The organism is Streptomyces sp. NBC_01260 (assembly GCF_036226405.1).
GTDB classification, from domain to species: Bacteria; Actinomycetota; Actinomycetes; order Streptomycetales; family Streptomycetaceae; genus Streptomyces; species Streptomyces laculatispora.
In genome coordinates, this window is the sequence record NZ_CP108464.1 from 3,866,691 (window position 1) to 3,882,264 (window position 15,574).

General features: G+C 69.9%; 14 protein-coding genes, 3 tRNA genes and 1 pseudogene. 9 read left to right on the forward strand and 9 right to left on the reverse strand.

The window, feature by feature from the left end; translation table 11 throughout:
* Positions 1-138: 138 nt before the first annotated feature.
* Complete coding sequence (locus tag OG322_RS17100) at positions 139-939, reverse strand: maleylpyruvate isomerase family mycothiol-dependent enzyme (RefSeq protein ID WP_329306614.1); 801 nt, start codon at positions 937-939, stop codon at positions 139-141.
* Positions 940-1,080: 141 nt separating this feature from the next.
* Positions 1,081-1,731, reverse strand: a complete 651-nt coding sequence (locus OG322_RS17105; protein ID WP_123460577.1) for a TetR/AcrR family transcriptional regulator — start codon at positions 1,729-1,731, stop codon at positions 1,081-1,083.
* Between the two features lie 130 nt (positions 1,732-1,861).
* Between OG322_RS17105 and OG322_RS17110 the strand changes: the two are divergent.
* Positions 1,862-2,596: pseudogene (locus OG322_RS17110) on the forward strand (MFS transporter); the annotation flags it as partial.
* Between the two features lie 103 nt (positions 2,597-2,699).
* Here the strand turns inward: OG322_RS17110 and OG322_RS17115 are convergent.
* From OG322_RS17115 to purS, 5 genes are all read right to left on the reverse strand, one after another.
* Complete coding sequence (locus tag OG322_RS17115) at positions 2,700-3,602, reverse strand: M23 family metallopeptidase (protein WP_123460576.1); 903 nt, start codon at positions 3,600-3,602, stop codon at positions 2,700-2,702.
* Positions 3,603-3,673: 71 nt separating this feature from the next.
* Positions 3,674-4,207, reverse strand: coding sequence for an ArsR/SmtB family transcription factor (locus OG322_RS17120; protein WP_123460575.1), 534 nt, complete (start codon positions 4,205-4,207; stop codon positions 3,674-3,676).
* Positions 4,208-4,403: 196 nt separating this feature from the next.
* The gene (purL, locus tag OG322_RS17125; protein WP_266411425.1) at positions 4,404-6,653 is read right to left on the reverse strand and encodes a phosphoribosylformylglycinamidine synthase subunit PurL; all 2,250 of its coding nucleotides are present in this window, start codon (positions 6,651-6,653) and stop codon (positions 4,404-4,406) included.
* A complete protein-coding gene (gene purQ, locus OG322_RS17130) occupies positions 6,650-7,330 on the reverse strand; it encodes a phosphoribosylformylglycinamidine synthase subunit PurQ (RefSeq protein WP_123460573.1) in 681 nt (226 codons plus the stop codon). Before purQ ends, purL begins: the two co-directional genes overlap by 4 nt.
* Positions 7,327-7,593 carry a phosphoribosylformylglycinamidine synthase subunit PurS gene (gene purS / locus OG322_RS17135; protein ID WP_123460572.1) on the reverse strand — a complete coding sequence of 89 codons (267 nt, stop codon included), beginning with the start codon at positions 7,591-7,593 and terminating at the stop codon, positions 7,327-7,329. The genes purQ and purS overlap by 4 nt, the downstream gene beginning before the upstream one ends.
* Positions 7,594-8,073: 480 nt before the next feature.
* Here purS and OG322_RS17140 point away from each other — a divergent pair, with 480 nt between their 5' ends.
* From OG322_RS17140 to OG322_RS17175, 8 genes are all read left to right on the forward strand, one after another.
* Positions 8,074-8,409, forward strand: a complete 336-nt coding sequence (locus tag OG322_RS17140) for a histone-like nucleoid-structuring protein Lsr2 (protein WP_185095337.1) — start codon at positions 8,074-8,076, stop codon at positions 8,407-8,409.
* A 165-nt stretch (positions 8,410-8,574) separates the two neighbouring features.
* Positions 8,575-8,646 (forward strand) — tRNA-Gly (locus OG322_RS17145).
* Between the two features lie 81 nt (positions 8,647-8,727).
* A tRNA-Gly gene (locus OG322_RS17150) sits at positions 8,728-8,800 on the forward strand.
* A gap of 144 nt (positions 8,801-8,944) precedes the next feature.
* On the forward strand, positions 8,945-9,919 hold the full coding sequence (locus OG322_RS17155) for an ABC transporter ATP-binding protein (protein ID WP_123460570.1): 975 nt from the start codon (positions 8,945-8,947) through the stop codon (positions 9,917-9,919).
* Complete coding sequence (locus OG322_RS17160) at positions 9,916-10,728, forward strand: ABC transporter permease (protein ID WP_123460569.1); 813 nt, start codon at positions 9,916-9,918, stop codon at positions 10,726-10,728. Before OG322_RS17155 ends, OG322_RS17160 begins: the two co-directional genes overlap by 4 nt.
* A gap of 13 nt (positions 10,729-10,741) precedes the next feature.
* The gene (locus tag OG322_RS17165; RefSeq protein ID WP_329306615.1) at positions 10,742-12,079 is read left to right on the forward strand and encodes a sensor histidine kinase; all 1,338 of its coding nucleotides are present in this window, start codon (positions 10,742-10,744) and stop codon (positions 12,077-12,079) included.
* Complete coding sequence (locus OG322_RS17170) at positions 12,076-12,687, forward strand: response regulator transcription factor (protein WP_123460567.1); 612 nt, start codon at positions 12,076-12,078, stop codon at positions 12,685-12,687. Before OG322_RS17165 ends, OG322_RS17170 begins: the two co-directional genes overlap by 4 nt.
* 22 nt (positions 12,688-12,709) lie before the next feature.
* Positions 12,710-12,782 (forward strand) — tRNA-Gly (locus OG322_RS17175).
* A gap of 60 nt (positions 12,783-12,842) precedes the next feature.
* Here OG322_RS17175 and OG322_RS17180 read toward each other — a convergent pair.
* On the reverse strand, positions 12,843-13,757 hold the full coding sequence (locus tag OG322_RS17180) for a phosphoribosylaminoimidazolesuccinocarboxamide synthase (RefSeq protein ID WP_123460566.1): 915 nt from the start codon (positions 13,755-13,757) through the stop codon (positions 12,843-12,845).
* Between the two features lie 105 nt (positions 13,758-13,862).
* The gene (locus tag OG322_RS17185; RefSeq protein ID WP_123460565.1) at positions 13,863-15,326 is read right to left on the reverse strand and encodes a N,N-dimethylformamidase beta subunit family domain-containing protein; all 1,464 of its coding nucleotides are present in this window, start codon (positions 15,324-15,326) and stop codon (positions 13,863-13,865) included.
* Positions 15,327-15,574: the final 248 nt, after the last annotated feature.

Here is a 15,574-nt window from a genome sequence, read left to right on the forward strand (position 1 = left end):
GGAACGCCGGACCGGACGGACCGGACCGGACGGGACGGACCGGACCGGACGGGACGGACCGGACCGGACGGGACGGGGCTGCCGCAGACCGGTCGGTCGGTCTCGAACCGTGGCTGCCGGCGGCCGGTCAGGGTCCCGTCAGCCCATCAAGGGAAGCAGCCCGGCGAGGTCCGCCCGCTCGCCGCTGGCGCTGACCTTCGCCTCGTCGAGCGCCTGTGCCCACTCGGTTCGCCCGGTCGCCAGTCGCAACCAGGTGACCGGATCGGTCTCGACGACATTGGGCGGGGTGCCCCGGGTGTGCTTCGGGCCCTGGACGCACTGGACGACGGCGAACGGTGGAACCCTGACCTCGACCGAGCCGCCCGGCGCCTTCTCCGCCAGCGCGTCGGCGAGCAGCCGGGTACAGGCGGCGAGCGCCTGACGGTCGTACGGGATGTCGAGCCCGGCCGCCTCGTTGAGATCGTACGTGTGGACGACGAGCTCCACGGTCCGGGTGACCAGGAAGTCGCCGAGCCGCATCGCGCCGGCCCGGGTGGGCAGCAGCCGGTCCTCGGAGGCGCCGGCCACGAGCGACTCGAAGCGGTCGGCGACCTCCCCGTACAGCGCGTTCACATCCGGGTGTCCGGCGGCGAGCGCCGACGTGTCGTCCGCGATCCGTCCGGCCCGCCCGGCGGTCGAGAACGGCCACTCCAGGAGCGTGACATCGGGCTTGGCGAGGGCCGGCTCGGGGAGCTCCAGGTTCCGGCTGACGTGTGAGAGCGCCATGGCCAGGTGGACGGCCAGCTCACGCACCGTCCAGTCGCCGAGGCCGCTCGGCCCTTCCAGCTGCTGGGTCGTCAGGGCGCCGACGGCTGCGCGGACATGGGCGAACTGTGCCAGGACCGCGGTGCGGGTCCTGATCGGGTCGTAGCGGCGGGCGCGCTTCTGGGACGGCGGCATGACGAGGAGCCTACGGCTTCGCCCCCGGCGGCTGGGGGCGGGGATGCGGGGCGGGTCCTCGCGGGAGGGAGCAGCGGGGCGGGTCCCGGCGGCGGGGCGGGTCCCGGCGAGGCAGGGGGCGGACGGGAGCGGGCGGGGCTTTCAGATCTCGCCCTGGGCCCGGGTCGCGTAGTCGCCCAGGCCCTTTTCGAGCAGGTCGAACCCGCGCCCGGCGATCACCACGGCGTCCGCGGCGATCTCCTCGACCGGCTCCCCCGCCAGCAGCCGTCGGTGGTTCTCCGTGATCAGGGCGTTGCGGGTGCCGATGAGCTGAGCGGCCACGATGCGCGCGATGGCCGGCTCCTCGCCCTCATCGACCAGAACATCGGTCAGCTGGTCGAAGGAGAGCACGAAGAAGGCATGGGCCCGGGTGAGCAGCGTGGGCGTCTGCTGGATCAGCTGAAGGAGTCCGAGTGCCACCGGCGAATCGCTCATACCCACCGAGGCGTCCCGGTTCTCGATGGCGGTCAGGAAGTGGCGGCGCACGGCGGCCACCGCGGACTCACCGGGCTCCCGGTCCCGGACCACCTGAGCGACATCCCCGATGTGTTCCTCCATCGGGGCGAAGACCAGGTCCTCTTTGCTGTCGAAGTAGTTGAAGACCGTCATCTTCGACACGTCGGCCGCTTCGGCGATCTCCGCTACCGAGACCTGGTCGAAGCCTCGCTCGGTGAAGAGCTTCGTGGCCTCGCTCAGCAGACGGCGTCGCGTCTGGATCTTCTTGCGCTCACGCAGGCTCAGCCCCTCGGTCATGCCATCACTGTACCAGGATGAAACTTAATCTCGGATGAAAATTTGACTGAGTATGTTCACGTGAGGAGAGTGGTGCCGACCACAGCGGCGCCATGCCGTCCCGGAGGCGAGCCCCGCCATGCCCGAAACGATGTCCGAAACCCGGTCCACGGCCATCAAGGCCCAGCGATCCACCAGCCCGCGATCCACCAGCCGGAACCGCACCATCGGCTTCGTCCTCTGCATCACCACGATCCTGCTGGCCATGCTCGACTCGAACATCGTTACCTCGGCGACCGTGCCGATCGTCCGTGAACTCGATCCGGTCCACGGCGTCGACCGGATCGCCTGGTTGATCGCCGCCTATCAGCTCGCCGCGACGGCCGCGCTCCCGCTGTACGGGAAACTCTGCGACTCGCTCGGCTCGAAGAACGTCTTCATCGGCGCGCTCGCCACCTTCCTGGACGGCTCGGCCGTGTGCGGAATGGCCCAGTCCATGGGCGAACTGATCGCCGCCCGCGCCCTCCAGGGCATCGGTGGCGGGGGCCTGATGAGCGTCACCATGGTCGTCCTGCGCGAACTCGGAGGGTCGCAGTACGAGTCCGGCAGCGGGAGCGACGGCCAGGGCGCGGGCAGCACCAGGAGCGAGGACGACAGTGCGGGCAGCACCAGGAGCAGGGGCGAAGGCGGGGACAGCCGTGCGGGCGGCAGCAGAGGCGGCAACCTCGGCGGCGTCATCGCCGGTGCGGGAATGGCGCTCGGCCCCTGGATCGGCGGAGCCCTCTCCGACCACGCCGGGTGGCGGTGGATCTTCTACGTCAACCTTCCGGTCGGAATCGCGGTACTCGTCGCGGCCATCACCCTGCTGAAGCTCCCCGCCCGCACCACCGGCTGGTCGCAGAAGGCGTTCGTCGTGTGTTCTGCTGCGCCACCGGCGTGATGATCCTGGCCGCATTCCTGGCCACCCGGCTGCCCGGGGCCGTCCGGACTCAGGAGGTCTGAGCCCCTCCCGGCTCCCCGGCCGGACTTCCGTGTGCGGTTGCGCCGGCCGTGAATGCCTCGCCGTTCGCCGGAACGCCTATCCCCCGCCAGGTGAACGGAATTCCGACTGCCACATCCAGGTCCGGATCGTCCATCAGCTGGAAATGCACATGCGGTTCGGTGGAATTCCCGGAGTTTCCGCACTCGGCGAGAGGCTGCCCGGCCCGGACCTTCTCCCCCTCGCGCACCCGGAGCGAGCCGTGCCGCAGATGGGCGTACATGGCATACATGCCGTCACCCAGGTCCAGCACGATGTGGTTCCCGACGATGGCGCCCGCACCGCGCACGTCCCGCACGGAAGCCTCGATCAGCATCAAGTAGACGAGCGCGGGGATGGAGTTGCGGCTGAGGTGGTCGCGACTGCCGTGCGAGGCGTGCACCACCGTGCCGTCGGCCACCGCGAGGAGCGGAGCCCCGAAGGCCGGGAAGTGGTGGTTGCGCCGGGCGACGGGCCACAGGCTGCGGAACTTCGGACGGACCGGCACAGGCTCGCCCTCGGACCCGGCCTTCGGCTCGGCCTCCGACTCGGCCCCGGGCTCCGCCACGATGTCGATCGCGTACGTCTGCCCGTAGGCGTGCACCCCGTGGCTGGGCACCTTGTCCGCCGGGCTGTTCAGAGCCGTCCAGCGCCCCGTCACCGGTGGCTCGACCTCCACCGCGGGCCGCGGGTCCGCCGCCGCTGCCCGGCCCCTGCGGCCCGTCGTCAGAGCGAGGGCGACCGCGGCGGCCGCCGGAACCCAGGTCAGCCAGTACGGGAACGGCGGCCGGGGAAAGAGGCTGATGAGCACCATCACGAAGAAGGCGATCCAGCAGACCCGGTACAGCACCATGACAGCTTTACGGACGGACATGACTTCCCCCTGGCGTGTCTGTTTCGTCGTACGCGTTCCCCGGACTGCCTGTCTTCCTTCGTACGCGCCCCTCAGGATCTGGCCGCCGTGAGGACCACCAGCAGCGGCACCACCCGGACGCCGGGGACCTCGTACCGCCCCCGCCCCGTCGTGTGCAGCCAGCCCGCACCGGTCAGTTGACGCAGGTGGTGGTAGATCTGCCCCGTCGTGCCGGTCTCGTCGAGCGCGGCGAGCTCCGCGGCCGTGCGCCGGCCGCCGAGGATCTCCCGCAGCAACCGCAGCCGCACCGGATGCCCGAGCGCGGCGAACGACTCGGCGGCATCCGACCAGTCGGCGCCCGGCTCCCCGGGATCTCCCGCCTCTCCGCCCTCCAGCAGCTGTTCCGTGAGCGCGCCGTACTGCCACTCGTACCGCTCGCCCGTCGGCAGCCGCACCGCGCCCGTGTACAGCACACCGCCATCGGCGACCCCGGCCCCGGAGAGCTGTTGCTTCAGCCCCTCCAGGGCCCAGAAGTCGGCCCCCGTCGGGCGCGGGGCATCCGGGTGGTCACCCACGAGCGCCTCAAGCCGCCGCTCCAGCTCCGAGACACGTTCCTCCAGTTCCATTCATTCAGATTACGTAATTACGTAATCCAGTGCAAGGGGGTGCGCGAAGCCGACACATGGGACGCGAAAGCGCCGCACCGGAGTCGGCGCACGGGAATCGACCGGCGGAAGAGCGCCCGGAATCGACCACGGCAGACAGAGAGGCCCCCACCCAGTCGGACCGGGTGGGGGCCTCCGTGACCGTGCGCAGGCAGAACTACGCGAGCAGTGCGGGGATCGTCCCCTCGTGCGCCGTACGCAGCTCGCTCAGCGGGATGCTGAACTCGCCCTGGATCTCGATCTCCTCGCCGTCCACGACACCGATACGGGCCACGGGCAGACCCCGCGCCCCGCACATGTCGTTGAAGCGGAGCTCCTCGCTGCGCGGGATCGAGACGATCGCGCGTCCCGCCGACTCGGAGAACAGGAAGGTGAACACGTCCAGTCCGTCCGGCACGACCAGCCGGGCACCCTTGCCGCCGCGCAGGCAGGACTCGGTGACCGCCTGGATCAGACCGCCGTCGGACAGGTCGTGCGCCGCGTCGATCATGCCGTCGCGGGAGGCCGAGATCAGGATCTCGCCGAGCAGCTTCTCGCGGCCCAGGTCGACCTTGGGCGGCATACCGCCGAGGTGGCTGTGGACGACCTCGGACCAGGCCGAGCCGCCGAACTCCTCGTGCGTGTCGCCGAGCAGGTAGAGGAGCTGGCCCTCTTCCTTGAAGGCGACCGGCGTGCGCCGGGTGACGTCGTCGATCACGCCGAGCACGGCCACGACCGGCGTCGGGTGGATCGCCGTCTCACCGGTCTGGTTGTACAGCGACACATTGCCGCCGGTGACCGGGGTGCCCAGCTCCAGGCAGCCGTCCGCCAGACCACGGGTGGCCTCGGCGAACTGCCACATGACGTCCGGGTCCTCGGGCGAACCGAAGTTCAGGCAGTCCGAAATCGCGAGCGGCTTGGCGCCGGAGGCGGCGACGTTGCGGTACGACTCCGCCAGCGCGAGCTGCGCGCCGGTGTACGGGTCGAGCTTCGCGTACCGGCCGTTGCCGTCGGTCGCCATGGCCACGCCGAGGTTGGACTCCTCGTCGATGCGGACCATGCCGGCGTCCTCGGGCATCGCGAGCACGGTGTTGCCCTGCACGAAGCGGTCGTACTGGTCCGTGATCCAGGACTTGGAGGCCTGGTTCGGGGACGAGACCAGGCGCAGGACCTGCTCGCGCAGCTCGGCGCCGTTGGCCGGACGGGCCAGCTTGCCGGCGTCGTCGGCCTGGAGCGCGTCCTGCCAGGACGGGCGGGCGAACGGGCGGTGGTAGGTCGGGCCCTCGTGGGCGACGGACCGCGGCGGCACGTCCACGATCTGCTCGCCGTGCCAGAAGATCTCCAGCTGCGAGCCCTCGGTCACCTCACCGATGACGGTGGCGATGACGTCCCACTTCTCGCAGATCTCCAGGAAGCGGTCCACGTGCTGCGGCTCGACGATCGCGCACATGCGCTCCTGCGACTCGCTCATGAGGATTTCCTCGGGCGAGAGGGAGGAGTCGCGCAGCGGCACGGTGTCCAGCTCGACGCGCATACCGCCCGAACCGGCCGAGGCCAGCTCGGAGGTGGCACAGGAGAGCCCGGCGCCGCCGAGGTCCTGGATACCCGCGACGAGCTTCTCCTTGAAGATCTCCAGGGTGCACTCGATGAGGAGCTTCTCCTGGAACGGGTCGCCGACCTGGACGGCCGGGCGCTTGGCCGGACCGGTCGACTCGAAGGTCTCCGAGGCCAGCACGGAGACGCCGCCGATGCCGTCGCCGCCGGTGCGGGCGCCGTACAGGATCACCTTGTTGCCGGGGCCGGAGGCCTGTGCCAGGTGGATGTCCTCGTGCTTCATCACACCGATGCAGCCGGCGTTGACGAGCGGGTTGCCCTGGTAGCAGGCGTCGAAGACGACCTCGCCGCCGATGTTCGGCAGGCCCAGGCAGTTGCCGTAACCGCCGATGCCCGCGACGACGCCCGGCAGGACGCGCTTGGTGTCGGGGTGGTCGGCCGCGCCGAAACGCAGCGGGTCGACGACCGCGACCGGCCGCGCGCCCATCGCGAGGATGTCGCGGACGATGCCGCCGACGCCGGTGGCCGCGCCCTGGTAGGGCTCGATGTACGAGGGGTGGTTGTGCGACTCGACCTTGAAGGTGACCGCGTAACCCTGGCCGACGTCGACCACACCGGCGTTCTCGCCGATGCCGACGAGCATCGCGTCGTTGTCGGGGACCTTCTCGCCGAACTGCTTGAGGTGGACCTTGCTGCTCTTGTAGGAGCAGTGCTCGGACCACATCACGGAGTACATGGCGAGCTCGGCGCCGGTGGGACGGCGGCCCAGGATCTCGCGGACCTTGGCGTACTCGTCCTCCTTGAGGCCGAGTTCCTTCCAGGGCTGCTCGGTGTCCGGGGTTTCGGCCGCGTGCTTGACCGTGTCCAGGCTCATGCGTTGACCAGCTTCTTGATGATCGAGGTGAAGAAGCCGAGACCGTCGGTACGACCGGTGCCGATCAGCGGCTCGACGGCGTGCTCGGGGTGCGGCATCAGACCGACGACGTTGCCCGCGGCGTTGGAGATGCCGGCGATGTCGCGCAGCGAGCCGTTGGGGTTGACGTCCACGTAGCGGAACGCGACGCGGCCCTCGGCCTCCAGCTCGTCGAGCGTGTGCTCGTCGGCGGTGTAGCGGCCGTCCATGTTCTTGAGGGGAACGGAGATCTCCTGGCCCTCGGAGTAGTCCGAGGTCCAGGCGGTGCCCGCGTTCTCGACGCGCAGCTTCTGGTCGCGGCAGATGAAGTGCAGGTGGTTGTTGCGCAGCATCGCCCCGGGCAGCAGATGTGCCTCGGTCAGGATCTGGAAGCCGTTGCAGATGCCGAGGACCGGCATGCCCGCCTTCGCCTGCTCGATCACGGTCTCCATGACCGGCGAGAAGCGGGAGATGGCTCCGGCCCGCAGATAGTCGCCGTAGGAGAAACCGCCCGCCAGGATGACCGCGTCGACCTGGTGCAGATCCTTGTCGCGGTGCCACAGCGAAACGGGCTCGGCGCCCGCCACGCGTACGGCCCGCAGGCTGTCCTGGTCGTCGAGGGTGCCCGGAAAGGTGACGACTCCGATACGAGCAGTCACTTCGACTCCTCGGCCTTCTCCACCTTCACGGTGAAGTCCTCGATGACGGTGTTGGCGAGGAACGTCTCGGCCATCTCGTGAATACGGGTGAGGGCGGCCTCGTCGACCGGCCCCTCGATCTCCAGCTCGAAACGCTTTCCCTGACGTACGTCCGCGATTCCCTCGAAGCCGAGACGGGGCAGCGCACGCTGCACAGCCTGTCCCTGCGGGTCGAGGATCTCGGGCTTGAGCATGACGTCGACTACGACGCGTGCCACTGGCACTCCCGGTGTGGTGGTGTGGTGCGGCTGTTTCTCCGGGGGGTTCCCCAGGACCCCCGCGGGTCCCCTCAGCGTACCTGTCCAGAAAATCTACGCGGGTAGATATCAGGTGGCCCAGATCACGCCGGGATATCGGCCGCGACAACTGATGCAGTTGATGCAAACCACGGAAGCGGCAACGGAACCGGGAACACGCACGGGAACGGATGCGAGAACGGAACGGATGCCGCAACGGGATGTGGCAACGGATGCGAAAAATCCTGTGAAAAAATCCCTACCAGCAGCACACATAGCAGGCTGACACGCGCACGTAATTGGGTGGGCTTCACAATGCGGTGCACATCGCTGTACAAATGATTACCGGGGAAAGCGACATTGCCCCGGAACGGCCGGCACCAGTCGGCCCTCATCCGCGCTCACAGCCGGAAGGCCGGCATCCGCGCATGTCAGACGCGCAGGTGCCGCAGGAAAGGACCGATATCCGTGGCTCAGCGCGTAGTGGTCACACTCTCCGACGACATCGACGGGGGAGCGGCAGCGGAAACGGTCACCTTCGCGCTGGACGGGAAGTCGTACGAGATCGACCTCAATCCGTCCAATGCAAAGAAACTGCGCAAGGCCCTGGCCCCGTACATGGCGGCCGGCCGAAAGCAGACAAATGCCAGCAAGCATGGCAAGACTCCCGTCTCCTACCGGCACACCTCACTCGCGCCCGACCCGGCGGCAGTGCGCGCCTGGGCCCGCTCGCACCGGATGGAGGTGCCGGCCCGCGGCCGGATTCCCAAGAAGGTCTACGAGGCGTTCCAAGAAGCCAGTTGAGCGGAAACGCCGGACGGCCGGTGCCGGGCGGGGGCGCCGGACCGCCCGGCACCGGCCTCCCCGACGACACCTCGCGGGAGCCGACTTGCGCGATACCCCTGCAGGTCGGCTAGAGTCTGGAGCACGCCGAAGGGCAAGGCCGAAAAGCCGGACCTCAAGCAGCGTGCGGGTGTAGTTCAGTAGTAGAACATCCCCCTTCCAGGGGGAAGGCGCAGTGTGCAATTCCTGTCACCCGCTCTGCATCACTCTTCCTCAACCACTCCGGTGGATCGGGTAGAGTAGTGCTCGCTCCACCGGTGAAAGCCGAGTGGCTGCAATGCGGACGTAGCTCAGTTGGTAGAGCGCAACCTTGCCAAGGTTGAGGTCGCCAGTTCGAACCTGGTCGTCCGCTCCGTTCAGCAAGAAGCCCCCGGTCATTGGCCGGGGGCTTCTTCGTATTCGATCTCGGTCATCTCCGCACCCCCATGACGTTTGTCATGCACTGCGATGACAGCTCGCACTGCTCCCGGCGCCGTCCGGGCGGAAGCCTTGAGTCATGACCCCCGACGAATTTCCCCATGAGTGCGTGATCGAGGCGGACGGTGTCCGACGCAGTTATGCGGGCGGCTTCGAGGCTGTGACCGGCGTCACCTTCTCCGTGGCACGCGGCGAGCTGTTCGCCCTGCTCGGCACGAACGGCGCCGGCAAGACCTCCACCGTCGAACTGCTCGAAGGACTGGCCCGCCCCGACGGCGGCACGGTACGGGTGCTCGGCCACGACCCCTTCGAGGAACGCGCCGCGGTCCGCCCGCGGATCGGGGTGATGCTCCAGGAGGGCGGCTTCCCCTCCGACCTGACGACCACCGAGACCGTACGGATGTGGGCGGGATGCACCAGCGGGGCCCGGCCCACCGGCGAGGCCCTGGACCTGGTGGGGCTCGGCCACCGGGCGCGCGTCCGGGTCAAGCAGCTCTCCGGCGGTGAGCGGCGGCGACTGGATCTGGCGCTGGCCCTCCTCGGCCGGCCCGAGGTGCTCTTCCTCGACGAACCGACCACCGGCCTCGACGCCGAGGGGCGGCGCGACACCTGGGCGCTGGTGCGCCGGCTCCAGGAGGGCGGCATCACCGTGCTGCTCACCACGCACTACCTGGAGGAGGCCGAGACGCTCGCCGACCGGCTGGCGATCATGCACCGGGGACGGATCGTGACCTCGGGCACCACCGCGGAGGTGACGGCCGCGCGCCCGTCCCGGATTCGGTTCGAGCTCCCCGCCGGAACCGCGGCAGGGCGGCTGCCGCTGAGTCTGCACGCCGGGGCCGACGGCCCGCGGATCGAGATCCGCACCCACCGCCTCCAGGAGTCACTGGCCGAACTCCTGCGCTGGGCAACGGAGTCGGGCGTCCAGCTGATCGGGCTCGATGCCCGGTCGGCCTCACTCGAAGAGGCGTTCCTCGACATCGCGAGGTCCTCGGCGAAGACCGAGGGCAGGACCGGAACCGAGAACGAGAACGAAAAGGTGGCTGTGGCATGACGACCGCGACAACGCGCCCGAACACCGCGACGGCCGGAGCCCCGGCCACGACGGTCCGCGGCCGGCTGACCGCTCTCGGACGGGCCGAGCTGACGCTGCTCGCCCGCAACAGGACGGCCCTCTTCGTCGCGCTGCTGATGCCCGCCGCCATGGTCACGGCCATGAGATCGACGTTCGAGCAGATGGATCTCGGCGGGACCGGGCTGACCGTCGCCGGCGCGGCCCTCACCGGCGGTATCGGAACGGTGCTGATCCAGGCCGTCTACATGAACATGGTCGCCGCCTACGTGGCGCGGCGCGAGGAGCTGGTCCTCAAGCGGCTGCGTACCGGCGAGGTCACCGACGGGGAGATCCTGACCGGAACCGCGCTGCCCGCGGCCGCACTGGCCCTGGCGCAGACCGCGGTGATCGTCGTGGCCGGTACCGCCTTCTTCGGCCTCGGCGCACCTGAACACCCCGAGCTGCTCCTGCTGGGGCTGGTGACGGGCGTGGTGCTGCTGACGGCGCTGGCGGCGGCCACCTCCGTGATCACCCGCACCGTGCAGACGGCTCAGCTCACGACCCTCCCGCTGTTCTTCGCCTCCATGATGGGCTCGGGGCTCTTCGTACCGCTGGAGATCCTTCCGGACCGGCTCGCGTCGGTGTGTGAGCTGCTGCCGCTGACCGGAGTGATGACACTCGTACGGGCCGGCTGGCTCGGCGGCGCCGAGGGCACCGAACTGCTGGGGGCCGCGCTGACCGGGTTGGTCTGGACCGTGCTCGCGGTGTTTGCTGTCAAGCGGTGGTTCCGCTGGGATCCGCGACGCTGAGGGGTGTGGTGCCGTGTTGACGCGCGTACGTGGCTGGCGCCGCGGCTGGCAGGAACGCAGCAAACTGGAACGGATCGACCTGTACTCGCGGCTGACCGTGTTGGTGATCCCCTGGCTCTTCACCCTGTCCTGGCAGCTGGTTCCGCTGAAGAAGGACATCCGCCATGCGTCGCTCCCGCTGGCGCTGGGCCTGGCGCTGCTCGTCGTATGCCTGGCGCAGTGCGGGCTGAGCAACCGCAATGTGCGGCCGTCGTACGCCCACTACCTCGGCACCTCCGTGTTCCCACGGCGGCGGATGGCCGCGCCGCTGGCCCTGCTGCTGGTGGGGCTGGGACTGCTGGCGGCGCTGGCCGCTGTGGACGGGGTCGGCGGAGCGGGGCTGCTGCTGATGGCCATGAACGCACCGATGGCGCTGGTGATGACGCAGGTCCTGCTGGTCCCGGTCCGCACGTTCCTGGTCCAGTCGCTCGCCCTCGTCGCGTTGACCACCGGCGTCCTCGCAGCGGCCGGAGTGCGGGGCGGGATCCTGGCCGGGGTGGTGCCTGCCACGCTCTTCGGCTGTGTGCTGGTCCTGGTCTCCGTACGGCCGAGCACCTGGAGCCTGAGCGTGATGTGGCAGGCGGAGGAGGCCCGGGACGTGCAGGCCCGGCTCGCGGTCGCCGAGGAGCGGCTGCGGTTCGGGCGGGACATGCACGACGTGCTGGGCCGCAATCTCGCCGTGATCGCGCTCAAGAGCGAGCTGGCGGTGGAGCTGGCCCAGCGCGGCAGACCCCAGGCGGTGGACCAGATGGTCGAGGTGCAGCGGATCGCCCGCGCCTCCCAGCAGGAGGTGCGCGATGTCGTACGGGGCTACCGGGAAGCCGATCTGAGTACGGAACTGGCCGGGGCGACAGGCGTGTTGCGGGCGGCCGGGATCGAGTGCGCGGTGGTGGGCGACAGCGGCGCCGAACTGGCCGCGCCCGTCCAGGCCGCGCTCGGCTGGGTGGTGCGTGAGGCGGCCACCAACGTGCTGCGGCACGGCGACCCCCGACACTGCACGATCCGGCTCGCCGCCTCTGCGGACGAGGTGGTGCTGGGCGTCGAGAACGACGGCGCGTCGACGACGGCCGCTACCGGGGAGCAGGGTTCCGACGGGAGCGGTTCAGGGCTGGCCGGACTGCGCGAACGGCTCGGCGCCCTCGACGGCTCGCTGGACGCGGGAACGGCGGGCGACGGACTCTTCCGGCTGACCGCGAGAATCCCGCTGCCCCGCCCGGACCCGGGCCGGAAGCCCGGCGCCGCGTCACGTACGGCTTCCGGTGATGTATCGCGTACGGAAGACCCTGTGGCCCTTGTGGAGGAGCGACGATGACTGCGGTGCGGGTGCTGCTCGCCGACGACGAGCACCTGATCCGGGGCGCGCTCGCCGCGCTGCTCGCGCTGGAGGACGACCTGGTGGTGGTCGCCGAGGCGGCGACCGGGCCCGAGGCGCTGGCCATGGCCCGTGCGCACCGCCCCGATGTGGCGGTCCTGGACCTGGAGATGCCGGGGGCGGACGGTGTGAGCGTCGCCACATCACTGCGGTCCGAACTCCCGGGCTGCCGCACCATGATCGTGACCAGTCACGGCCGGCCGGGCCACCTGAAGCGGGCTCTCGCGGCGGGTGTGCGGGCGTTCGTGCCGAAGACCGTCAGCGCCCGTCAGCTGGCCGGGATCATCCGTACGGTGCACGCCGGGAACCGCTATGTGGACCCGGAGTTGGCAGCCGACGCGATCGCGGCCGGGGACTCGCCGCTGACCGTGCGCGAGGCCGAGGTGCTGGAACTGGCCGCGGACGGGGCGCCGGTCGCGGAGATCGCGGAGCGGGCCTCACTGACGCAGGGAACGGTACGGAACTACCTCTCGTCGGCGGCCTCGAAGCTCGGGGCCGAGAACCGTCACGCCGCGGTGCGTCTCGCGCGGGAGCGGGGTTGGGTATAGTAGTCCTCGCGCTTCGGCGTTTGCGGACGTAGCTCAGTTGGTAGAGCGCAACCTTGCCAAGGTTGAGGTCGCCAGTTCGAACCTGGTCGTCCGCTCCGTTCAGCAAGAAGCCCCCGGCCTTTCGGCCGGGGGCTTCTTCGTGTGCTGCGGGGCGGCTACTGCCAGGGCGTGCCGGTGAGGAGTTCGTACGCCTCCAGGTACTTGGCCCGGGTCGCGTCCACGATCTCCTGCGGCAGCGCCGGCGGCGGCTGCTCGCTCTTGCGGTCCCAGCCGGAGGCCGGCGAGGTCAGCCAGTCGCGCACGAACTGCTTGTCGTACGACGGCTGGGCGTGGCCCGGCTCCCAGGTGGCGGCGGGCCAGAAGCGCGAGGAGTCCGGGGTCAGCACCTCGTCCGCGATGATCAGTTCCTCGCCGCCGTCGGCGGTGGGCGCGAAGCCGAACTCGAACTTCGTGTCCGCAAGGATGATCCCGCGCTCGCGCGCGATGTCACGGGCCCGGCCGTACACGTCCAGCGTCGTCCGGCGCAGCTGTGCGGCGGTCTCGGCGCCGACCTGGCGGGCGACTTCCTCGTAGCTCACGTTCTCGTCGTGGTCGCCGACGGCCGCCTTGGTGGCCGGGGTGAAGATCGGCGCCGGGAGCTCGGAGCCGTCGGTGAGGCCCTCGGGAAGGGCGAGACCGCAGACGGTGCGCGAGGCGTTGTACTCGACCAGTCCGGAGCCGGTCAGATAGCCGCGGGCGACGCACTCGACCGGGACCATCCGCAGCGACCTGCAGATCGTCGTGCGGCCGGCCCAGTCGTCCGGTGCGCCGGCGGGCAGCTCGGTGGACAGGACGTGGTTCGGTACGAGATCGGCGAGCTGATCGAACCACCACAGCGAGAGCCGGGTCAGGACGCGGCCCTTGTCCGGGATCTCGGTGGGCAGGACCCAGTCGTACGCGGACATCCGGTCGCTGGCGACCATGACGAGGTCACCGGCCTCGTTCCGGTACAGGTCGCGCACCTTGCCCGTGTGCAGGTGGGTGAGACCCGGTACCTGCACGGGCTCGGGCTTTTCTACAAATCCGGACACGCTGCCTCCGCGTAGGTTGATCCAGGAGTCGTTCCGATTGTCCCGTATCCGGGTGCGGACGGCTGCGCAGGGGTGCGGCGGGGGCGAGGGGGCGCACGGTGGCCCTCAGGCGCGCTTGCAGATGCGGTCGAGCAGGTTGGCGGTGGCCCGCTGGATACGGGGGTCCACATGGCCGGGGCGGTCCAGGGCCGGGGACCAGGCGAAGGTGCCGGAGGCGAAGACGAGCGCCCCGGACGGGGCCCGGTACAGGGACGTCTCCTGGTGGCGCGTCACGCCTTCGCCGTCCTGGTACGGGGAGTGTGCGAGCAGGATGCGGTTGTCGTGCTCGGGAAGCGTGGTGCGCGGGAAGTAGCGGTCGGCCTCGCCCGCGACCAGGCCGTCGATCTCGTCGCCCTCACCGGCACCGGTCGCGTCCCAGAGCCAGTGCTCCGCGTTCCGCACGACCAGGGGGTGGGGGTCGGGGACCCGGCCCGCGTACTGGATGCCGAGGAGCTGCTGCTCGGCGCGGTCGACCTCGCGCCAGAGAGCGGGCTTTCCCGGACCGTGCCGCTTGCGGCAGGTGAGCAGCCGGTCGGGGACGCCGGACGCCGACGGTGCGAGGCTGACCTGCCAGTACATGGTGTTGGCGGAGAGGAAGACCAGGGAGGTGCCGTTGTCGCGGGCGCGCTCGGTGGTGCGGCGCATGGGGGCCGACCAGTACTCGTCGTGGCCGGGGAAGACCAGGCCCCGGTAACGGGTCGGGTCGATGCGACCCGCGTGCAGGTCGCGGGTGTCGGCGTAGGCGATGTCGTAGCCGTAGCGCTCGGCCCAGCGGATGAAGTCGTAGGCATGACCGACGTGCAGCGGGAGGCCCGCGCCCGCGTAGGGGCGGTCGAAGGAGACGGTGACCGCCGCGTCCTCCTCGCCCAGCAGCCGGCCCTGTTCGTCCCAGGCGTGGTAGAGGCTGGCGCCGGTGCGGCCGTCCTCCGGATAGAGGTTGTACGCCTGCCAGGTGATGTCCGGGAGGATCAGCAGCAGATCGGCCGGATGGTCGTCGCGGACCGTGAACGGGATGTGGGAGCGGTATCCGTCGACCGTCGTGAGCACGGCGACGTAGGCGCCGATCGACCAGTAGGTGGGGATCTGGAGCCGCCAGGACTGCCACCAGTGGTGGCAGGAGACCGTGCGGTCGGCGGCCAGGGGTGCGGGCTGGACGATGCCGGAAAGCCGCGGGCTCGTGGTGATCTTGGCGGCGCCGTCGCCCCCGTAGTGGCCGATGCGGTAGATGTCCACGGAGAACTGCTGGGGCGGGTCCACGGTGATGTGGAAGTCGATCGCCTCACCGGGGGCCGCGGCGCCGGTGGAAGTGAAGCCCTTGATCTGTCGGTGCACGTCGTCGGCGGTACGGGTGCCGCCGCCGGTGGAGCCGCGGGGCAGCGTGGGATCGGCGTACCAGGGCACTACCTGGCCGGTGTCGTCGAAGTAGTTCTCGCTGCCGCGCAGCCAGGGGAGCGGCCCCTGCCCGAAGGGGTCGGTGACGGCGTGCGCGAGGGCACCTGATTCCCAACGACGAATCTGCTCCGCCCCCATAACGCGCTTCCCTCTCTCAGGCCCCCGGAACAACAGTGGTGCGCTGACTGTCAGCGCCGGTCCCCAGCACATCACATAACGCATCCACTCCGTCACCGTTCGTCGCGAATTGACGTTAACGGAGCCTGAGCTTCCGGGTATTGGGTGCCGTGCACCGGCGATATGCCTCGATATCACCCCAGTTGCGCTTCGGAACGGCCGGGGAACGGAGCAGAGCGCCACGGAACATCTCGGAACGCTTCGGCTAT

Bases quoted from the DNA above. Each gene is read 5' to 3' on its own strand.
- OG322_RS17170 (WP_123460567.1), top strand. From the start codon at position 12,076: ATGACTGCGGTGCGGGTGCTGCTCGCCGACGACGAGCACCTGATCCGG.
- OG322_RS17105 (WP_123460577.1), bottom strand. From the start codon at position 1,731: ATGACCGAGGGGCTGAGCCTGCGTGAGCGCAAGAAGATCCAGACGCGA.
- OG322_RS17120 (WP_123460575.1), bottom strand. From the start codon at position 4,207: ATGGAACTGGAGGAACGTGTCTCGGAGCTGGAGCGGCGGCTTGAGGCG.
- purL (WP_266411425.1), bottom strand. From the start codon at position 6,653: ATGAGCCTGGACACGGTCAAGCACGCGGCCGAAACCCCGGACACCGAG.
- OG322_RS17185 (WP_123460565.1), bottom strand. From the start codon at position 15,326: ATGGGGGCGGAGCAGATTCGTCGTTGGGAATCAGGTGCCCTCGCGCAC.
- OG322_RS17100 (WP_329306614.1), bottom strand. From the start codon at position 939: ATGCCGCCGTCCCAGAAGCGCGCCCGCCGCTACGACCCGATCAGGACC.
- OG322_RS17155 (WP_123460570.1), top strand. From the start codon at position 8,945: ATGACCCCCGACGAATTTCCCCATGAGTGCGTGATCGAGGCGGACGGT.
- OG322_RS17160 (WP_123460569.1), top strand. From the start codon at position 9,916: ATGACGACCGCGACAACGCGCCCGAACACCGCGACGGCCGGAGCCCCG.
- OG322_RS17115 (WP_123460576.1), bottom strand. From the start codon at position 3,602: ATGTCCGTCCGTAAAGCTGTCATGGTGCTGTACCGGGTCTGCTGGATC.